This is a genomic window from Marinobacter sp. MDS2 (genome assembly GCF_030718085.1).
GTDB lineage: Bacteria > Pseudomonadota > Gammaproteobacteria > Pseudomonadales > Oleiphilaceae > Marinobacter.
Window position 1 is genome coordinate 216,842 of record NZ_JAVAJF010000003.1, and the last position, 14,129, is coordinate 230,970.

Consider the following 14,129-nt stretch of genomic DNA (forward strand, 5'->3'; position numbering starts at 1 on the left):
TCAAAAAGTTTTATTTTTTTACGCTGGCGTTTAAGGCCGCCTTTAAATCGGGGTGGCTAAACTCGAATCCGTCCGACTGCAGGCGCGCTGGTACTGCCTTCTGTCCGGTAAGAAGCAATCCTGCCATTTCGCCCAGAGCCAGTTTTAGAATGGGCGCCGGTGCCGGGAGGATTGCGGGCCGCTTTAACACGCGTGCAAGTGTGCGCGTAAATTCCTCGTTGGTGACCGGGTTTGGGCTAACCATGTTATATGGACCATGGCTCAGTTGGTTCTCAAGCATCCAGATCAGGCCAGCGACAACATCCTCACGATGCACCCAGGGCATATATTGATGTCCGCTGCCTAACTTGCCGCCCAGGCCTAACTTGAAGGGCAGGATCATGCGGTCAAGGAAGCCCCCGCCTTTGCCGACAACGAGCCCTGTGCGCGAAAGACATACCCTTACTCCATCCGCTTGCAGGGAAAGCGCCGCGTCTTCCCATTCCGAACAGAGTTGATGAGTGAATTCTGGATTCGGTGGGGTGTCTTCAGTAACAAGGTGATCCTGTTGGTCGCCATAGAAGCCAACCGCTGAGCCTGAAACCAAAACCTCGGGTAATTTTTCCCAGGATCTGATCACGCTCACCAGTGCGAGGGTCAGTGCGACTCGGCTATCCAGCAGGCTGGCTTTTCGTTCCGGTGACCAGCGTTTGTCTGCAATGCCTTCCCCGGCAAGATTAAAGACGGCATCGAAGCCTGGGTGAGCTTTTAACAGATTAAGGTCAGCGACTGGCTCGACTTTGCCGCAGATGGCTTTCACCGTCGCTGGTTTTTGCCGGCTCAGTACCGTGAGTGTATGCCCGGCCTTTAGTAGGTGTTTGCATAACACCCGACCGATGAAGCCCGTACCTCCGGTGATCAAAATTTTCTTGGACATGCCGATCTCCCGATTATCTGTTAACCGTCGGTGTTTCTATTCTGCCGGTTTCGCCAGTTCTTCCTGCACGACATCTCTTATTGCTAGCCCGAGTTGAGGGTTATAGCCAATCGGGTCCGCCAACCGCATCGTCACCGCGTGCTCTTCAGAGATCGCCTTGAGCATTGCCGGTACGTCCTTGCGTAAATGCCGGCCGGCGGCAAGAAACAGGGGGACCACGGTAAACTGGCTGGCGCCCTGCGATTTCGCCTGCGTAACAACCGTATCCATCGAAGGCTCGGCGAGCTCCATATAGGCAATGGTAGAGTTTTCTATGGAATTTAGTGTGGGTTCGGCGAGTTTCTCGAAGGTTTCGCACCAGCGTCTGTCGCTGCTGCCGTGGGCGAGCAAAATGATATGGTGCGTACTGGTCATAGCATCTCCGGAACGGTTTATCAGTCTATGGTTAATGTATCAGGGAGTTGAGTAATGTTCGATTGGAAAGAGCTTTTGGACTTCTGGTTTGGCGAATTAGATGAGCAGGGATTACCGGATACATTTCATCGGAATCGCTGGTTCCGGTCCGACCGCGCTTTTGATCAGGAAATAAGACGGCGTTTTATGTCTCTGGTTGTGTTCGCGTCAGAGCAGGGGCTGGAGAATTGGAGAGCTCAGGCTGGCGGAGCGTTGGCGGAGATCATTTTGCTGGATCAGTTCACCCGAAACATCTACCGGGGCACCTCGCTTGCCTTTGAGCACGACCGGTTTGCCAGAGAACGTTGTAAGGCAGCCATGCGACGAGGCTTTGATGTCGCCTTGCCATCGGTTATGCGTGCGTTTATGTACATGCCACTGCAGCACTCCGAAAAGCGGGATGATCAGGAATTGTCGGTACAGTGCTATCGGCAATTGGCGGCTACGGAGTCTGGCCTGCTTGGTGAATTTCTCGAAAGTTTTGTGCAGTCTGCAGAAGACCATCGGCAGGTTATCCTGAACTATGGCCGGTTCCCGCACCGTAACCGGGCGCTTGGGCGGGTTTCCACAGAGGAGGAAGAAGCCTATTTGCGCAGCGGTTCCCGATATGGGCAATAGCTGAGCGGTGGGGCTGCCAGCTTTGCTGGAATGTAGGCATTGCTGCGGACCATGGCAGGTTGATATTTGAGCAATCTGTTTTTTTGAAAAAAAGTTATTAAAAACGGTTGACGACCGGGCCGGGATCAGTAGAATACGCAGCCGTTGAGAGGCAATGCCTCGCAACTGAAAAGCGGGAATAGCTCAGTTGGTAGAGCACAACCTTGCCAAGGTTGGGGTCGCGAGTTCGAATCTCGTTTCCCGCTCCAGAATTTAGAAAAACCCGACCTTTGTGTCGGGTTTTTTGCTATTCATGCTTGGCAATTTGTCTCCTTTCTGTTTTAGCTATCCGCGTCGGTTATACTCTGTCGTCTCGTTTTCGTAACCGCGTGTCCCAGGTCTTTTCTATGAACGTGCTGTCTCTCTTTATCTACCCGGTAAAATCCCTTTCCGGTATCTCCGTGCCATATCTGGAGCTGGATGATTTTGGTCCTTCCGGAGATCGCCGTTGGATGATCGTTGATGGGCTTGGGAAGTTTGTCACCCAGAGGCGATTGCCCCGCTTGGCATTGATTGAGGTCAGCCTGCATGACGGAGTGGTGAGCATTGGTATTCCGGGGCAAGGTGAATTCGCTTTGAAGCCCACATCTCAGCAGCAGGAAGTAACGGTGTGGCGCGATCAGGTTCTTGCCAGTGAAGCGCAACAAGCTGTAAATGAAGCGCTGAGTGGCTTTTGTGGTGAGCCATTGCGGCTAGTATATATGCCGGATTCAACGTTTCGCAGAGTGGATCCGGAGCGGGTTTCGGATGTTCGTCGAGTCGGGTTTGCGGATGGCTTCCCTTTTCTTATAGCCAATGCCGCATCGCTGGAAGAGTTGAATGGTCGGCTTCCGACAGCAGTCGATATTCGTCGGTTTCGTCCAAATATTGTGATCTCCGGCGCAGGCCCTTGGGCTGAAGATGCCTGGCGTGCACTCACCGTTGGCGGTGTTAACTTTCGCGTGGTTAAGCCGTGCTCTCGGTGTGTGTTGACGACCGTTGATCCTGATACCGGAAAGAAAGATCCTGATACGGAACCGCTCAAGACTCTGTCGGGCTACCGAAAAACCGGGGACGGCGTGATCTTCGGCCAAAATGCTGTGCACGATGGATGTGGCAGAGTTTCAGTTGGGGATTCCGTTTCTATTTTTGAGCAGGAGTGTTAGTTACAGTGCCTTTGTTAACCTTGGATAAAATCTCCCTGTCGTTTGGAATGCATCCGCTGTTAGATGGAGCGTCTTTGGTTGTTGAGCCGGGCGAGCGAGTCTGTTTGCTTGGTCGGAACGGCGAGGGTAAATCGACGCTGCTCAAAATTGTTAAAGGTGATGTCGTACCAGAGAGCGGCGTGGTTCGATTGGAAGAGGGCGCTGTGTTGTCGGTGTTGCCTCAGAACCTGCCGTCAGAAGATTCGCGAACGGCCTATGAGGTGGTAGCGTCAGCCTTCCCCGAAACAGGCGAGTTGCTGGCTCAGTTTCATCACCTTTCCCAGCAGGCCGACGAAGACAGTCTGAATAAAATGATGGTTGTTCAGGAGCGTTTGGAGGCACTGGATGGCTGGCGCCTTGATCAAAAAGTTACCACTATTCTGGCGCAATACGGTGTAGAGCCGGACCGGCCGCTGAATACTCTGTCGGGTGGCTGGCAGCGGCGTGTGTTGCTGGCTAAAGCTCTGGTGGCTGAGCCGGATGTTTTGTTGTTGGATGAGCCAACGAACCATTTGGATGTTCCGGCCATTGCCTGGCTTGAGGATGCGTTAGGCCAGTTCCGCGGCGCGATGCTGTTTGTGAGTCACGATAGGGCGTTTATCCGGCGCATGGCGACGCGTGTCGTTGAGTTGGATCGTGGTCAGTTGGTCAGTTTTTCCGCAACTTACGATAAATACCTTGAGCTCAAGGAAAAGGCGCTGGAAGAAGAAGAGCGACAGAATGCCTTGTTCGACAAGCGACTGAAACAGGAAGAGGCGTGGATCCGCCAAGGTATCAAGGCGCGGCGAACCCGGAACATGGGGCGGGTTCGGCATTTGAAGGCGATGCGCGAAGAGCATCGGCAGAGGCGCGTTCGTGGAGGGACTGCCAGCTTTGCAGTGGAAGAAGCAGCGCGCTCCGGAAAATTGGTCGCGGAAGCCAGTCATGCGGATTTTGCTTATCCTCAGCAGTCGCCGATCATTCGGGATTTGGATCTCACGGTTCTTCGTGGTGATAAAATTGGTCTGGTGGGCGAAAATGGCACCGGTAAAACAACGCTGGTGCGATTGCTCTTGGGCGAGCTGGAGCCCAGCTCCGGCAGTATACGGTTGGGTACCAATCTGAAAGTTGCGTACTTTGATCAGCTGCGTGGTGAGTTGGATCTCGAGAAGAACGCGCTAGACAATCTCTCGGAAGGGCGTGAATTCATCGAGATCAATGGCCAAAGTAAGCACGTGCTCGGCTACTTGCAGGAGTTTCTGTTTACCCCCGAGCGTGCACGCTCGCCGGTCAGTGTGTTTTCCGGGGGCGAAAGGGCGAGACTGTTGTTGGCGAAGTTGTTCAGCAAGCCTGCAAATATACTGGTGTTGGATGAGCCGACCAACGATCTGGACGTAGAAACGCTCGAGCTGCTGGAAGAGCAGGTATCCGAGTTCAAGGGTACGGTACTGGTCATTAGTCACGACCGTGAGTTTCTCGATAACGTCGTAACGGATGTGATCTTCCTGGATGGCACGGGGTCGGCGCGGGAGTATGTTGGTGGATACAGTGACTGGCGCCGCCAAGGCGGAACCTTCCCATCGGAGGCCTCGGGGAGCCGGCCTGATAAGCAGGATAAGCGAGGCAAGGAAGCCGGTGAGGCTGGGAGCACGAAATCTGATGAGGCTGCAGCGCGCTCTTCAAAGCCCAAGCCGGTCAAGCTCAGTTACAAACTCAAGCTTGAGCTCGAGCAGTTACCGGGCAAAATTGAGGCGCTCGAAACTCGAGTGGCGGCTTTGCAGGGTGAGGTTTCTGCTTCAGATTTCTATGCCAAATCGCCTGAAGAGGTGGCTGCCACCTTGGAAGCCTTGAGCGAAGCTGAAGCGCAACTCGAGGGCGTCATCGAACGTTGGATGGAGCTGGAAGAGCAGGCTAGCCAATAGGGACCAAAAGGGGGCACGAAAATGCCCCCGTTTATTTCGGCTCAGTGAATTCTGATGGCCAGGACATCGCACTCGGTTCCGTGCAATACCCCGTTCGCCGTGGAACCTAGCAGAAGCTGAAAGCCTTTCCGGCCATGGCTGCCCACAATAGTCAGATCAATATCGTGTTCGTCTACCAAGCGGTGGATCTCAGACTCAGGCCGGCCTACGGTCACAATCTGATCGTCTTTGCTGATACCGTACTGCTCCCCGTACTTCCCGAGTTGTTCTTTGGCCGCTTTGTCCAGTTGGTCCTGCAATTCCGAAAGGTCCATGGGGATGTCACCGCCATAAGCATAACCAACCGGCTCCACGACGTGTGCAAGAATTAGCTTGGCGCCATGGGCTTCACAGATCGCTTTCGCTTTGTCCAAAACTTGCGGGGCCTCTTCCGTTAAATCAATTGCCACCAGCATTCGTTTGTACGTCGGCATGCTTTCACTCCTATGTGATTTATAACGCATAAACCAAGCATAGTACCGTTCGGTAGCGGATGAAAGGGAAGGGGGAGTGAGGGCAGAAAGACGCTTCTGCCCTGACGGCAGATGGTCTAGCTGTTGTTGTTCATCAGTTCAATGGCGGACGCCAAACCCTTAATAATGCCTTTGGAGTAGCGGTCGATGATGAACGACACGTTGTTGTCGTTGTAGTTGACGTATGAGCTTCGAATAAATTGCCACTTTGACGAAATGTCGCTCAGAATCGCCTTGAGTTCGCCAGTGGGTGAGCCTGCGCTTACGTTTTCCAGGTAGGTATCGAATGTTTTGGCTTGCTCATCCAGGGGGACTTCGGTGGTAGCGCCCTGGAACGTTTGTGATACCGATGAATGGGTGCGCGCTGCGTAACGAGCCATCATCTGAGCCATGAGCACCGATGCAGACCTGGCAGATTCGATCCGGTCGTCGGCTTTCGCGCCGCTATTCTCTTGGGCGATACCGTACAGCTCGGTGGCTGTTACGTTCATTGTAAGAGCTTTGTCAGCCATATCAGCCATCAAGCGAAGATCGGGGTAGCCTCGATCACGAACCTCATTGATGTTGCTGCGCATGAGGTCCTTGAACTTGTCGAACGACTGATTGAGGCCCTCGATCTGGTCTGGCGAAAGCACGCCACTGGTGCTGGCAATTACCGAATTCATGGCGTCATTCGCTTTATTGATGGCTACGACAATCCGGTTCAGGGTTTCCGTGTCGCCCGTTGCGCTGAAGTTATAAAAGGCATCCACGGCGAGGTAGTTGTTGACGCGGAAGTCGTGTAGATCGGCCAAAAACTCGCCGCCTGTTTCTTGGGCCCGGGCGCCAAAAGCGACCAGTGAAAACAACACAATTGCCGAGAGGAGTGAGGTAAAGCGCGTGCGACTGCCGGTCATCGGAAGAGTCTCCGTAATGCGGTTTTATTATTGTGGACTATCATCGTTCAGCGAAGTTAAAGTAACTGAGTCGGCTTATCAAGTAGTTTCCGGCGGTTACGGAGGGTTCCGTGAGCTAGTTCCGCTCAAGTTCTCGCTGAGTTTCGCGGCGCCTCTGAAAGAAACAAATTGACAAACGCTCCATTTTTTTTCATCGTGTGCCCTCACGATTCAAACAACTGTATGAATTTTGGATCGGAAAGATCGGGCAGTGACCGAAATCTCGCTGCACAAACGGCCGGTGTAGCGCATCGCGTTCGCTGGTTGTCAGCAGTTCCAAACACAGACTGGAGATCAGTTGATGATTTACGAAGGTAAAGCCATCACGGTTAAAGAGATCGACGGTGGGATCGCTCAGTTGGACTTTGACTTGCAAGGCGAGTCAGTCAATAAGTTCAACCGTCTCACTATCGAAGAGCTAGGCGCCGCAGCTGAAGCACTCAAATCCCAGAAGAACCTGAAGGGTCTGGTTGTAACCAGCTCTAAAGACAGCTTCATCGTCGGTGCAGACATCACCGAATTTACCGAGCTGTTTGCGGGTTCAGAGGAAGAGCTTGTCGCCAACAACTTGAAGGCGAACGAAGTATTCAACGCCATCGAAGACCTGCCGTTCCCGACCGTTACCGCCATCAATGGTATCGCTCTGGGTGGTGGTTTCGAAATGTGTCTGGCTACGGACTACCGTGTAATGGCACCTAAAGCCAAGGTAGGACTACCAGAAACCAAGCTGGGTATTTTCCCGGGCTTTGGTGGCACCGTACGTTTGTCGCGTCTTGTCGGCGTTGATAACGCGGTTGAGTGGATTGCCGGTGGTACTGAGAATCGTGCTGATGCCGCTCTGAAAGTTGGCGCTGTTGATGCCGTAGTTGCTCCAGACCAACTGGTTGCCGCTGCTGTTGCCATTATCAATCAGTGCAACGAAGGTAAGCTGGATAATCAGGCGCGCCGTGAAGAGAAAAAGGGCAAGATCAAGCTGAACGCTATGGAAAGCATGATGGCGTTCGAGATCTCCAAAGCGTTTGTTGCTGGCAAAGCGGGTAAGAACTATCCGGCACCAGTTGAAGCGATCAAGACCATGCAGAAGCATGCCGGCATGACTCGCGACAAGGCTCTTGAAGTCGAAGCCAAAGGCTTCGCCAAAATGGCCAAGACCAATGTTGCCGCTTGTCTGGTAGGTCTGTTCCTGAACGACCAGGCGCTGAAGAAGAAAGCCAGCGCATGGGAAAAAGAAGCCTCTGATGTGAAACTGGCCGCTGTATTGGGCGCCGGTATCATGGGTGGTGGTGTTGCTTACCAGTCCGCACTGAAAGGCACGCCGATCATCATGAAGGACATCAACCAGGACGGCATCGCGCTGGGCCTGAAAGAAGCCAAGAAGCTTCTGTCCAAGCGTGTTGATAAAGGTCGTATGGACGCTGGCAAGATGGCCGACGTTCTGAACAGCATCACTCCAACCCTAAACTACGGCGATTTCAAGAACGTAGACCTGGTTGTTGAAGCAGTTGTTGAGAACCCGAAGGTGAAAGATGCCGTTCTGCGTGAAACCGAAGATGCGGTTCGCGAAGACGCTATCCTGACCTCTAACACCTCCACAATTTCCATCAACCTTCTGGCTAAAAACCTGAAGCGTCCGGAAAACTTCTGTGGCATGCACTTCTTCAACCCGGTACACATGATGCCGCTGGTTGAGGTTATCCGCGGCGAGAAGACCAGTGACCGCGCGATCGCGACCACCGTTGCTTACGCCAAGGCCATGGGCAAGACTCCGATCGTTGTTAACGATTGCCCGGGCTTCCTGGTTAACCGTGTACTGTTCCCGTACTTTGGTGGCTTTGTAGGCCTGGTCCGTGACGGCGCCGACTTCCAGAAAGTCGACAAGGTTATGGAAAAGTTCGGCTGGCCGATGGGTCCTGCGTATCTGCTGGACGTTGTTGGCATGGATACCGGCAAGCACGCTGGTGAAGTCATGGCCGACGGCTTCCCGGATCGTATGAAGCACGCAGAAACCACGGCTATCGACGTAATGTTTGAAAACAACCGTTACGGTCAGAAGAACGATGTTGGTTTCTACAAGTACGAGCTGGACCGCAAGGGCAAGCAGAAGAAAGTTGTAGACGAAGAAACCTACAAGCTGCTTGAGCCAGTAGTACAAGCCAAGAACGAATTCAGCGACGAAGACATCATTGCCCGTATGATGATCCCTCTGTGTCTGGAAACTGTACGCTGCCTGGAAGATGGCATCGTAGAAGATCCTGCCGACGCAGATATGGGCCTCATCTTCGGTATCGGCTTCCCGCCGTTCCGTGGTGGTGCGCTGCGCTACATCGATGATATGGGTGTAGACAAGTTCGTTGAACTGGCAGACAAGTTTGCAGATCTGGGTCCTTTGTATCACCCGACCGAGAAGCTGCGTGAAATGGCCAAGACTGGCGAAAAATTCTTTGGCTAACCCTGAAAGAGATTTCCGAACGGAGAAAGATCAATGAGCCTTAATCCGAGAGACGTTGTCGTCGTCGATTGCGTACGGACTCCGATGGGTCGTGCCAAAAACGGTTGCTTCCGTAACGTACGTGCGGAAACCCTGTCGGCTACGCTGATCGACGCACTGTTCGAGCGCAACCCGAAGCTCGACCCGAAAGAAGTTGAAGATGTAATCTGGGGCTGTGTAAACCAGACTAAAGAGCAGGGCTTTAACGTGGCTCGGCAGATTTCTCTGCTGACCCGTATCCCGCACGAGTCTGCAGCACAAACTGTAAACCGTCTGTGTGGCTCCGCTATGAGCGCCATCCACACTGCGGCCCAGGCCATCATGACCGGTAACGGTGATGTGTTCATGGTTGGTGGTGTTGAGCACATGGGTCACGTACCTATGACTGCTGGCTTCGACCACAACCCGGCTGCATCCAAGTACTCTGCGAAAGCGTCCAACATGATGGGCCTGACTGCAGAAATGCTGGCTAAAATGCACGGTATTACCCGTGAGCAGCAGGACGAATTTGGTGCGCGTTCTCACCGTTTGGCTCACGAAGCCACGGTTGAAGGCCGCTTCAAGAACGAAATCGTTCCTGTACAGGGTCATGATGAAAACGGCTTTGTGAAGCTGATCGAAGAAGACGAAACCATTCGTCCGGAAACCACTGCGGAATCACTGGGCCAGCTGAAGCCGGCTTTTGATCCGAAGAACGGTACCGTGACTGCAGGTACTTCTTCACAGTTGACTGACGGTGCCGCTGCCATGGTACTGATGTCCGCAGAGCGTGCTGAAGCCCTTGGCCTGAAGCCAATCGCCAAGATCCGCAGCATGGCAGTAGCCGGCTGTGATCCCGCGATCATGGGTTACGGCCCGGTTCCGGCGACCAAGAAAGCGCTGAAGCGTGCAGGCCTGAAAGTTGAAGATATCGACTTCTGGGAGCTGAACGAAGCGTTTGCTGGTCAGTCTCTGCCAGTGCTGAAAGACCTGAAGCTTCTGGGTGTAATGGAAGAGAAGGTTAACCTGAACGGCGGCGCGATTGCTCTTGGGCATCCGCTGGGCTGCTCCGGTGCCCGTATCTCTACCACCCTGCTGAACGTTATGCAGGCCAAAGGCGGTAAGCTTGGTGTATCCACCATGTGTATCGGTTTGGGTCAGGGCATTGCGACGGTCTGGGAGCGTCTCTGATCGAGTAACCGAGATCAGTAACGCTTTCTCAGGAGGCCCGGCTTATGCCGGGCCTTCCTGTTTCTGGTGCTCTTGTTTGGTGCCAAAAAATCAGAAAAAGACTGTTTCAAGTTAAAGAATGGGTTGTCTTGCCATTCTTGACCCTGTAAAACAGTGAGCCTATACATAATGGCAACCTTTACGTTTCCAGTTGCCTGATTTTTATGCGAGTTTGCGGTTTGTTCAGTTATTAACCGATTCGCCGCCAAGGATATAGATCTCCGATATGGGTAAAAGTCTCGTTATTGTCGAGTCTCCAGCGAAAGCGAAGACCATCAACAAGTATCTGGGCTCGGACTTCATTGTTAAGTCGAGCGTTGGCCACATTCGTGACCTGCCTGTCAGTGGCAGTGGCAGTCAGTCTGACCCCAAAGAGCGGGCCAAACAGGCGGCTGCGACACGTAAGTTGAGTCCTGAGGAAAAGGTCGAGCACAAGAAGCGTAAAGCCAGAGAACAGCTGGTTGCGCGCATGGGTGTCGATCCGGATCGCGACTGGAGTGCGCGATACCAGGTCCTGCCGGGCAAAGAGAAAGTGGTCAGTGAATTAAAGCGTTTGGCCAAAAATGCAGACCACATCTATCTCGCAACGGATTTGGATAGAGAGGGGGAGGCCATAGCATGGCATCTCCAGGAAACCATTGGTGGCGAGCCCGAAAAGTACCGTCGGGTGGTGTTCAACGAAATCACCAAGCGTGCCATTCAGGAAGCATTTGAAGATCCGGGTAATCTTGATACCGATCGCGTAAACGCGCAGCAAGCTCGTCGTTTCCTCGACCGGGTGGTGGGCTACATGGTTTCGCCGTTGTTGTGGAGCAAGATTGCCCGTGGTTTGTCGGCGGGGCGCGTACAGTCTGTTGCGGTGCGCCTGATTGTCGAGCGCGAACGGGAAATACGTAAGTTTGTTCCGGAAGAGTTTTGGCAGTTGCATGCCGATCTGAAAGCAAGTGAAGCAAAACAGCCAGTGCGCTTTGAGGTCACTCGCTACGCCGGTAAGCCTTATCGCCCGACTAACGAGGCTCAGAGTAACGAGCATGTGGCTCGCCTTAACGAGGGTAGCTTCAAGGTTGCCAAGCGGGAGGATAAACCGACCCGTTCAAAGCCCTCGGCTCCGTTTATTACCTCGACGCTGCAGCAAGCGGCCAGTAACCGGATGGGCTTCAGTGTCAAGAAGACCATGATGTTAGCGCAGCGTTTGTACGAAGCGGGCTATATCACCTATATGCGTACCGACTCCACCAACTTGAGCAAAGATGCGGTTGAAAGTTGTCGGGAGTTTGTCCAAAAGCAGTTTGGCGACCGTTACTTGCCGGACGCGCCGCGCCTATACGGCAGCAAGGAGGGCGCTCAGGAAGCGCACGAGGCTATTCGTCCGTCTGATGTGACTCGTAGGCCATCGGATATTTCCGGTCTGGAGAAAGACGCTGAGAAGCTTTACGACTTGATTTGGCGCCAGTTCATCGCGTGCCAAATGGCTGACGCAGAGTTTCTGAGTACCTCTATTGTAGTGGCGAATGGCGATTACGAGCTTCGTACTCGTGGGCGCATCGTTAAGTTTGAAGGTTTCCTGAAGGCTGCTCCCCAGTCGTCCAAAAAGGATGAAGATGTGGCGTTGCCGGACATCAAGGTGGATGAAGCGCTCGATTTGGGCAAGCTGGATCCTACGCAACACTTCACCAAGCCGTCGCCGCGTTATACCGAAGCGAGTCTGGTAAAAGAGTTGGAAAAGCAGGGCATTGGTCGGCCATCTACCTATGCTTCGATTATTTCGACCATCCAGGATCGTGGTTATGTGCGATTGCAGAACCGCCGTTTCTACGCAGAGAAGATGGGCGAGATTGTCACCGAGCGTTTGGCTGAGTCCTTCCCGAATCTGATGGATTATGATTTTACAGCGCGCCTCGAAGATGAGCTGGATCATATTGCAGGCGGCGATGTGAACTGGAAGAAGGTGCTGAACGACTTTTACGCGAAGTTCCGCAAGCAGCTTGACGGCGCAAGCCAGGCGGAAGGTGGGATGCGCGCCAATACGCCCACTGAAACGGACATACCGTGTCCCAGTTGTGCCCGAAACATGCAGATTCGCGTGGCGAGTACCGGTGTTTTTCTGGGTTGTTCAGGCTATGCGTTACCGCCGAAAGAGCGTTGCAAGACAACCATCAATCTGGTGTCTGGTGATGAGGTGGTCAGTGCCGATGAAGATGTGGAAGGCGAAGGTGAGACCCGTCTTCTGCGAATGAAGCGTCGTTGTGGTAAGTGTGGCACGGCCATGGACAGCTATCTGGTTGATGAAACCCGTAAGTTGCATGTGTGTGGCAACAATCCAGACTGCTCTGGCTATGAAGTGGAGCAGGGCACGTTCCGGATCAAGGGCTACGACGGGCCGACCCTTGAGTGTGACAAGTGCGGCTCTGAAATGCAGCTCAAGACAGGCCGTTTCGGTAAGTACTTCGGTTGCACCAGTGACGACTGCAAAAATACCCGTAAGCTGCTGAAGAGCGGTGAGCCGGCGCCTCCCAAAATGGATCCGGTGCCTATGCCGGAGTTGAAGTGTCAAAAGGTAGACGACACCTACGTTCTGCGTGATGGTGCCTCGGGGTTGTTCCTGGCTGCGAGCAAATTCCCGAAAAACCGGGAAACCCGGCCACCTTTGGTCATGGAAATTAAGCCGCATCGCAAGGAGATTGATCCGAAGCACGATTATCTGATGGATGCGCCGGAGAAAGATCCCGAAGGTAACCCGACCGTGATTCGCTACAGTCGGAAAACCAAAGAGCAGTACGTCATGTCGGAGAAAGACGGCAAAGCGACGGGCTGGTCTGCCTGGTATGAGAACGGCCGTTGGGTGCCGAGGGACAAGAAAAAATAGTCCAGCGCATTGAAGCTTGCAGGAAGTGCCGGAGAGAAGGGCGCTTCCTGCAGGTGTCCGAAGTGGTTTACTGCGATTGCATACTGATTATTTCTTGCGAAGCCGTTGAATCAGTGAAGAAGTATCCCAACGGTTTCCGCCCATCTTTTGTACATCCCCATAGAACTGATCCACCAGCGCGGTGACCGGCAAGGTTGCGCCGTTCCGGTTGGCTTCCTGCAAGCATATCCCCAAATCTTTACGCATCCAGTCCACGGCAAAGCCGTAGTCAAATTTACCGTCCGCCATGGTGGCTGAGCGGTTTTCCATCTGCCAGGATTGCGCGGCCCCTTTGGAAATCACGTCCACGACTTTCCGGATGTCCAGGTCTGCTTCCTCGGCGAAGTGCAGGGCCTCGGATAGCCCTTGAATCAGGCCTGCGATGGCGATTTGGTTCACCATTTTGGTTTTCTGGCCACTGCCAGTCGGGCCCATCAGATTGAGGGCGCGGGCGTAGTGCTCCATGATGGGTGCGGCTTTGTCGTAATCTACCTGTTCTCCGCCGCACATAATGGTTAGCTGGCCGTTCTCGGCGCCTTGCTGGCCGCCGGATACGGGGGCATCAATAAAGCCCTGGCCGGCTTGGGCCGCGGCTGCCGAAAGGTGTTCGGCGATGCCGGCTGAGGCGGTGGTGTGGTCAATCAGGGTTGCGCCCTTGGGTGCGTTTTCGATAATGCCTTCAGGGCCTTCGTAAACGGCTAGAAGGTCGTTGTCAGCCCCCACGCACGTCATAACGAAGTCGGCGTTCCGAACCGCCTCGGAAATTGTCCGGCAGGCGGTTCCGGGGTATTCGCCGGCCCACTGTTCGGCTTTTTCGCCGGATCGATTCCACACCTTCACCAAAATGCCGGCTTTGGCCAGGTGGCCGGCCATGGGGTACCCCATTACGCCTAGTCCAATAAAAGCGGCTGTTGTTGTCATTATTGATCTCCTTTTTCCGTTACAAACACAAAGGCCGCTGTAATCAGC

General features: G+C 53.7%; 11 protein-coding genes and 1 tRNA gene. 7 read left to right on the top strand and 5 right to left on the bottom strand.

Going from position 1 to position 14,129, the window contains the following annotated elements; translation table 11 throughout:
* Nucleotides 1-10: 10 nt before the first annotated feature.
* Together Q9245_RS14225 and Q9245_RS14230 are read right to left on the bottom strand one after the other, a co-directional pair.
* Entirely contained in the window at nucleotides 11-916 is a 906-nt protein-coding gene (locus Q9245_RS14225; RefSeq protein ID WP_305897802.1) for a TIGR01777 family oxidoreductase, read from the bottom strand.
* A 36-nt stretch (nucleotides 917-952) separates the two neighbouring features.
* Nucleotides 953-1,330 (bottom strand): sirohydrochlorin chelatase, encoded by a 378-nt coding sequence (locus Q9245_RS14230; protein ID WP_305897803.1) that lies wholly within the window; start codon nucleotides 1,328-1,330, stop codon nucleotides 953-955.
* 54 nt (nucleotides 1,331-1,384) lie between these two features.
* Between Q9245_RS14230 and Q9245_RS14235 the strand changes: the two genes are divergently transcribed.
* From Q9245_RS14235 to Q9245_RS14250, 4 genes are all read left to right on the top strand, one after another.
* Nucleotides 1,385-1,987, top strand: a complete 603-nt coding sequence (locus Q9245_RS14235; RefSeq protein WP_305897804.1) for a DUF924 family protein — start codon at nucleotides 1,385-1,387, stop codon at nucleotides 1,985-1,987.
* Between the two features lie 172 nt (nucleotides 1,988-2,159).
* Nucleotides 2,160-2,235: transfer RNA gene (locus tag Q9245_RS14240), tRNA-Gly, on the top strand.
* A gap of 138 nt (nucleotides 2,236-2,373) precedes the next feature.
* Nucleotides 2,374-3,171 carry an MOSC domain-containing protein gene (locus Q9245_RS14245; protein WP_305897805.1) on the top strand — a complete coding sequence of 266 codons (798 nt, stop codon included), beginning with the start codon at nucleotides 2,374-2,376 and terminating at the stop codon, nucleotides 3,169-3,171.
* 5 nt (nucleotides 3,172-3,176) lie between these two features.
* On the top strand, nucleotides 3,177-5,111 hold the full coding sequence (locus Q9245_RS14250) for an ATP-binding cassette domain-containing protein (protein ID WP_305897806.1): 1,935 nt from the start codon (nucleotides 3,177-3,179) through the stop codon (nucleotides 5,109-5,111).
* 41 nt (nucleotides 5,112-5,152) lie between these two features.
* On the opposite strand, the gene Q9245_RS14255 is transcribed toward Q9245_RS14250, so the two are convergent.
* Nucleotides 5,153-5,584, bottom strand: coding sequence for a universal stress protein (locus Q9245_RS14255; RefSeq protein ID WP_305897807.1), 432 nt, complete (start codon nucleotides 5,582-5,584; stop codon nucleotides 5,153-5,155).
* Between the two features lie 116 nt (nucleotides 5,585-5,700).
* A complete protein-coding gene (locus Q9245_RS14260) occupies nucleotides 5,701-6,519 on the bottom strand; it encodes a hypothetical protein (RefSeq protein WP_305897808.1) in 819 nt (272 codons plus the stop codon).
* Nucleotides 6,520-6,859: 340 nt separating this feature from the next.
* On the opposite strand from Q9245_RS14260, the gene fadB reads away from it, so the two are divergent.
* The 3 genes from fadB to topA all read left to right on the top strand — a co-directional run bounded on the left by fadB (nucleotide 6,860) and on the right by topA (nucleotide 13,121).
* Nucleotides 6,860-9,007 (top strand): fatty acid oxidation complex subunit alpha FadB, encoded by a 2,148-nt coding sequence (gene fadB / locus Q9245_RS14265; protein ID WP_305897809.1) that lies wholly within the window; start codon nucleotides 6,860-6,862, stop codon nucleotides 9,005-9,007.
* A gap of 33 nt (nucleotides 9,008-9,040) precedes the next feature.
* The gene (fadA, locus tag Q9245_RS14270; protein WP_305897810.1) at nucleotides 9,041-10,216 is read left to right on the top strand and encodes an acetyl-CoA C-acyltransferase FadA; all 1,176 of its coding nucleotides are present in this window, start codon (nucleotides 9,041-9,043) and stop codon (nucleotides 10,214-10,216) included.
* Nucleotides 10,217-10,481: 265 nt separating this feature from the next.
* Entirely contained in the window at nucleotides 10,482-13,121 is a 2,640-nt protein-coding gene (gene topA, locus Q9245_RS14275; protein ID WP_305897811.1) for a type I DNA topoisomerase, read from the top strand.
* Nucleotides 13,122-13,208: 87 nt separating this feature from the next.
* Here the strand turns inward: topA and Q9245_RS14280 are convergent, their stop codons facing one another.
* Nucleotides 13,209-14,081 (bottom strand): NAD(P)-dependent oxidoreductase, encoded by an 873-nt coding sequence (locus Q9245_RS14280; protein WP_305897812.1) that lies wholly within the window; start codon nucleotides 14,079-14,081, stop codon nucleotides 13,209-13,211.
* Nucleotides 14,082-14,129: the final 48 nt, after the last annotated feature.

Bases quoted from the DNA above. Each gene is read 5' to 3' on its own strand.
- Q9245_RS14255 (WP_305897807.1), bottom strand. From the start codon at position 5,584: ATGCCGACGTACAAACGAATGCTGGTGGCAATTGATTTAACGGAAGAG.
- Q9245_RS14230 (WP_305897803.1), bottom strand. From the start codon at position 1,330: ATGACCAGTACGCACCATATCATTTTGCTCGCCCACGGCAGCAGCGAC.
- Q9245_RS14225 (WP_305897802.1), bottom strand. From the start codon at position 916: ATGTCCAAGAAAATTTTGATCACCGGAGGTACGGGCTTCATCGGTCGG.
- Q9245_RS14280 (WP_305897812.1), bottom strand. From the start codon at position 14,081: ATGACAACAACAGCCGCTTTTATTGGACTAGGCGTAATGGGGTACCCC.
- Q9245_RS14260 (WP_305897808.1), bottom strand. From the start codon at position 6,519: ATGACCGGCAGTCGCACGCGCTTTACCTCACTCCTCTCGGCAATTGTG.
- fadA (WP_305897810.1), top strand. From the start codon at position 9,041: ATGAGCCTTAATCCGAGAGACGTTGTCGTCGTCGATTGCGTACGGACT.
- topA (WP_305897811.1), top strand. From the start codon at position 10,482: ATGGGTAAAAGTCTCGTTATTGTCGAGTCTCCAGCGAAAGCGAAGACC.
- Q9245_RS14245 (WP_305897805.1), top strand. From the start codon at position 2,374: ATGAACGTGCTGTCTCTCTTTATCTACCCGGTAAAATCCCTTTCCGGT.
- Q9245_RS14235 (WP_305897804.1), top strand. From the start codon at position 1,385: ATGTTCGATTGGAAAGAGCTTTTGGACTTCTGGTTTGGCGAATTAGAT.
- fadB (WP_305897809.1), top strand. From the start codon at position 6,860: ATGATTTACGAAGGTAAAGCCATCACGGTTAAAGAGATCGACGGTGGG.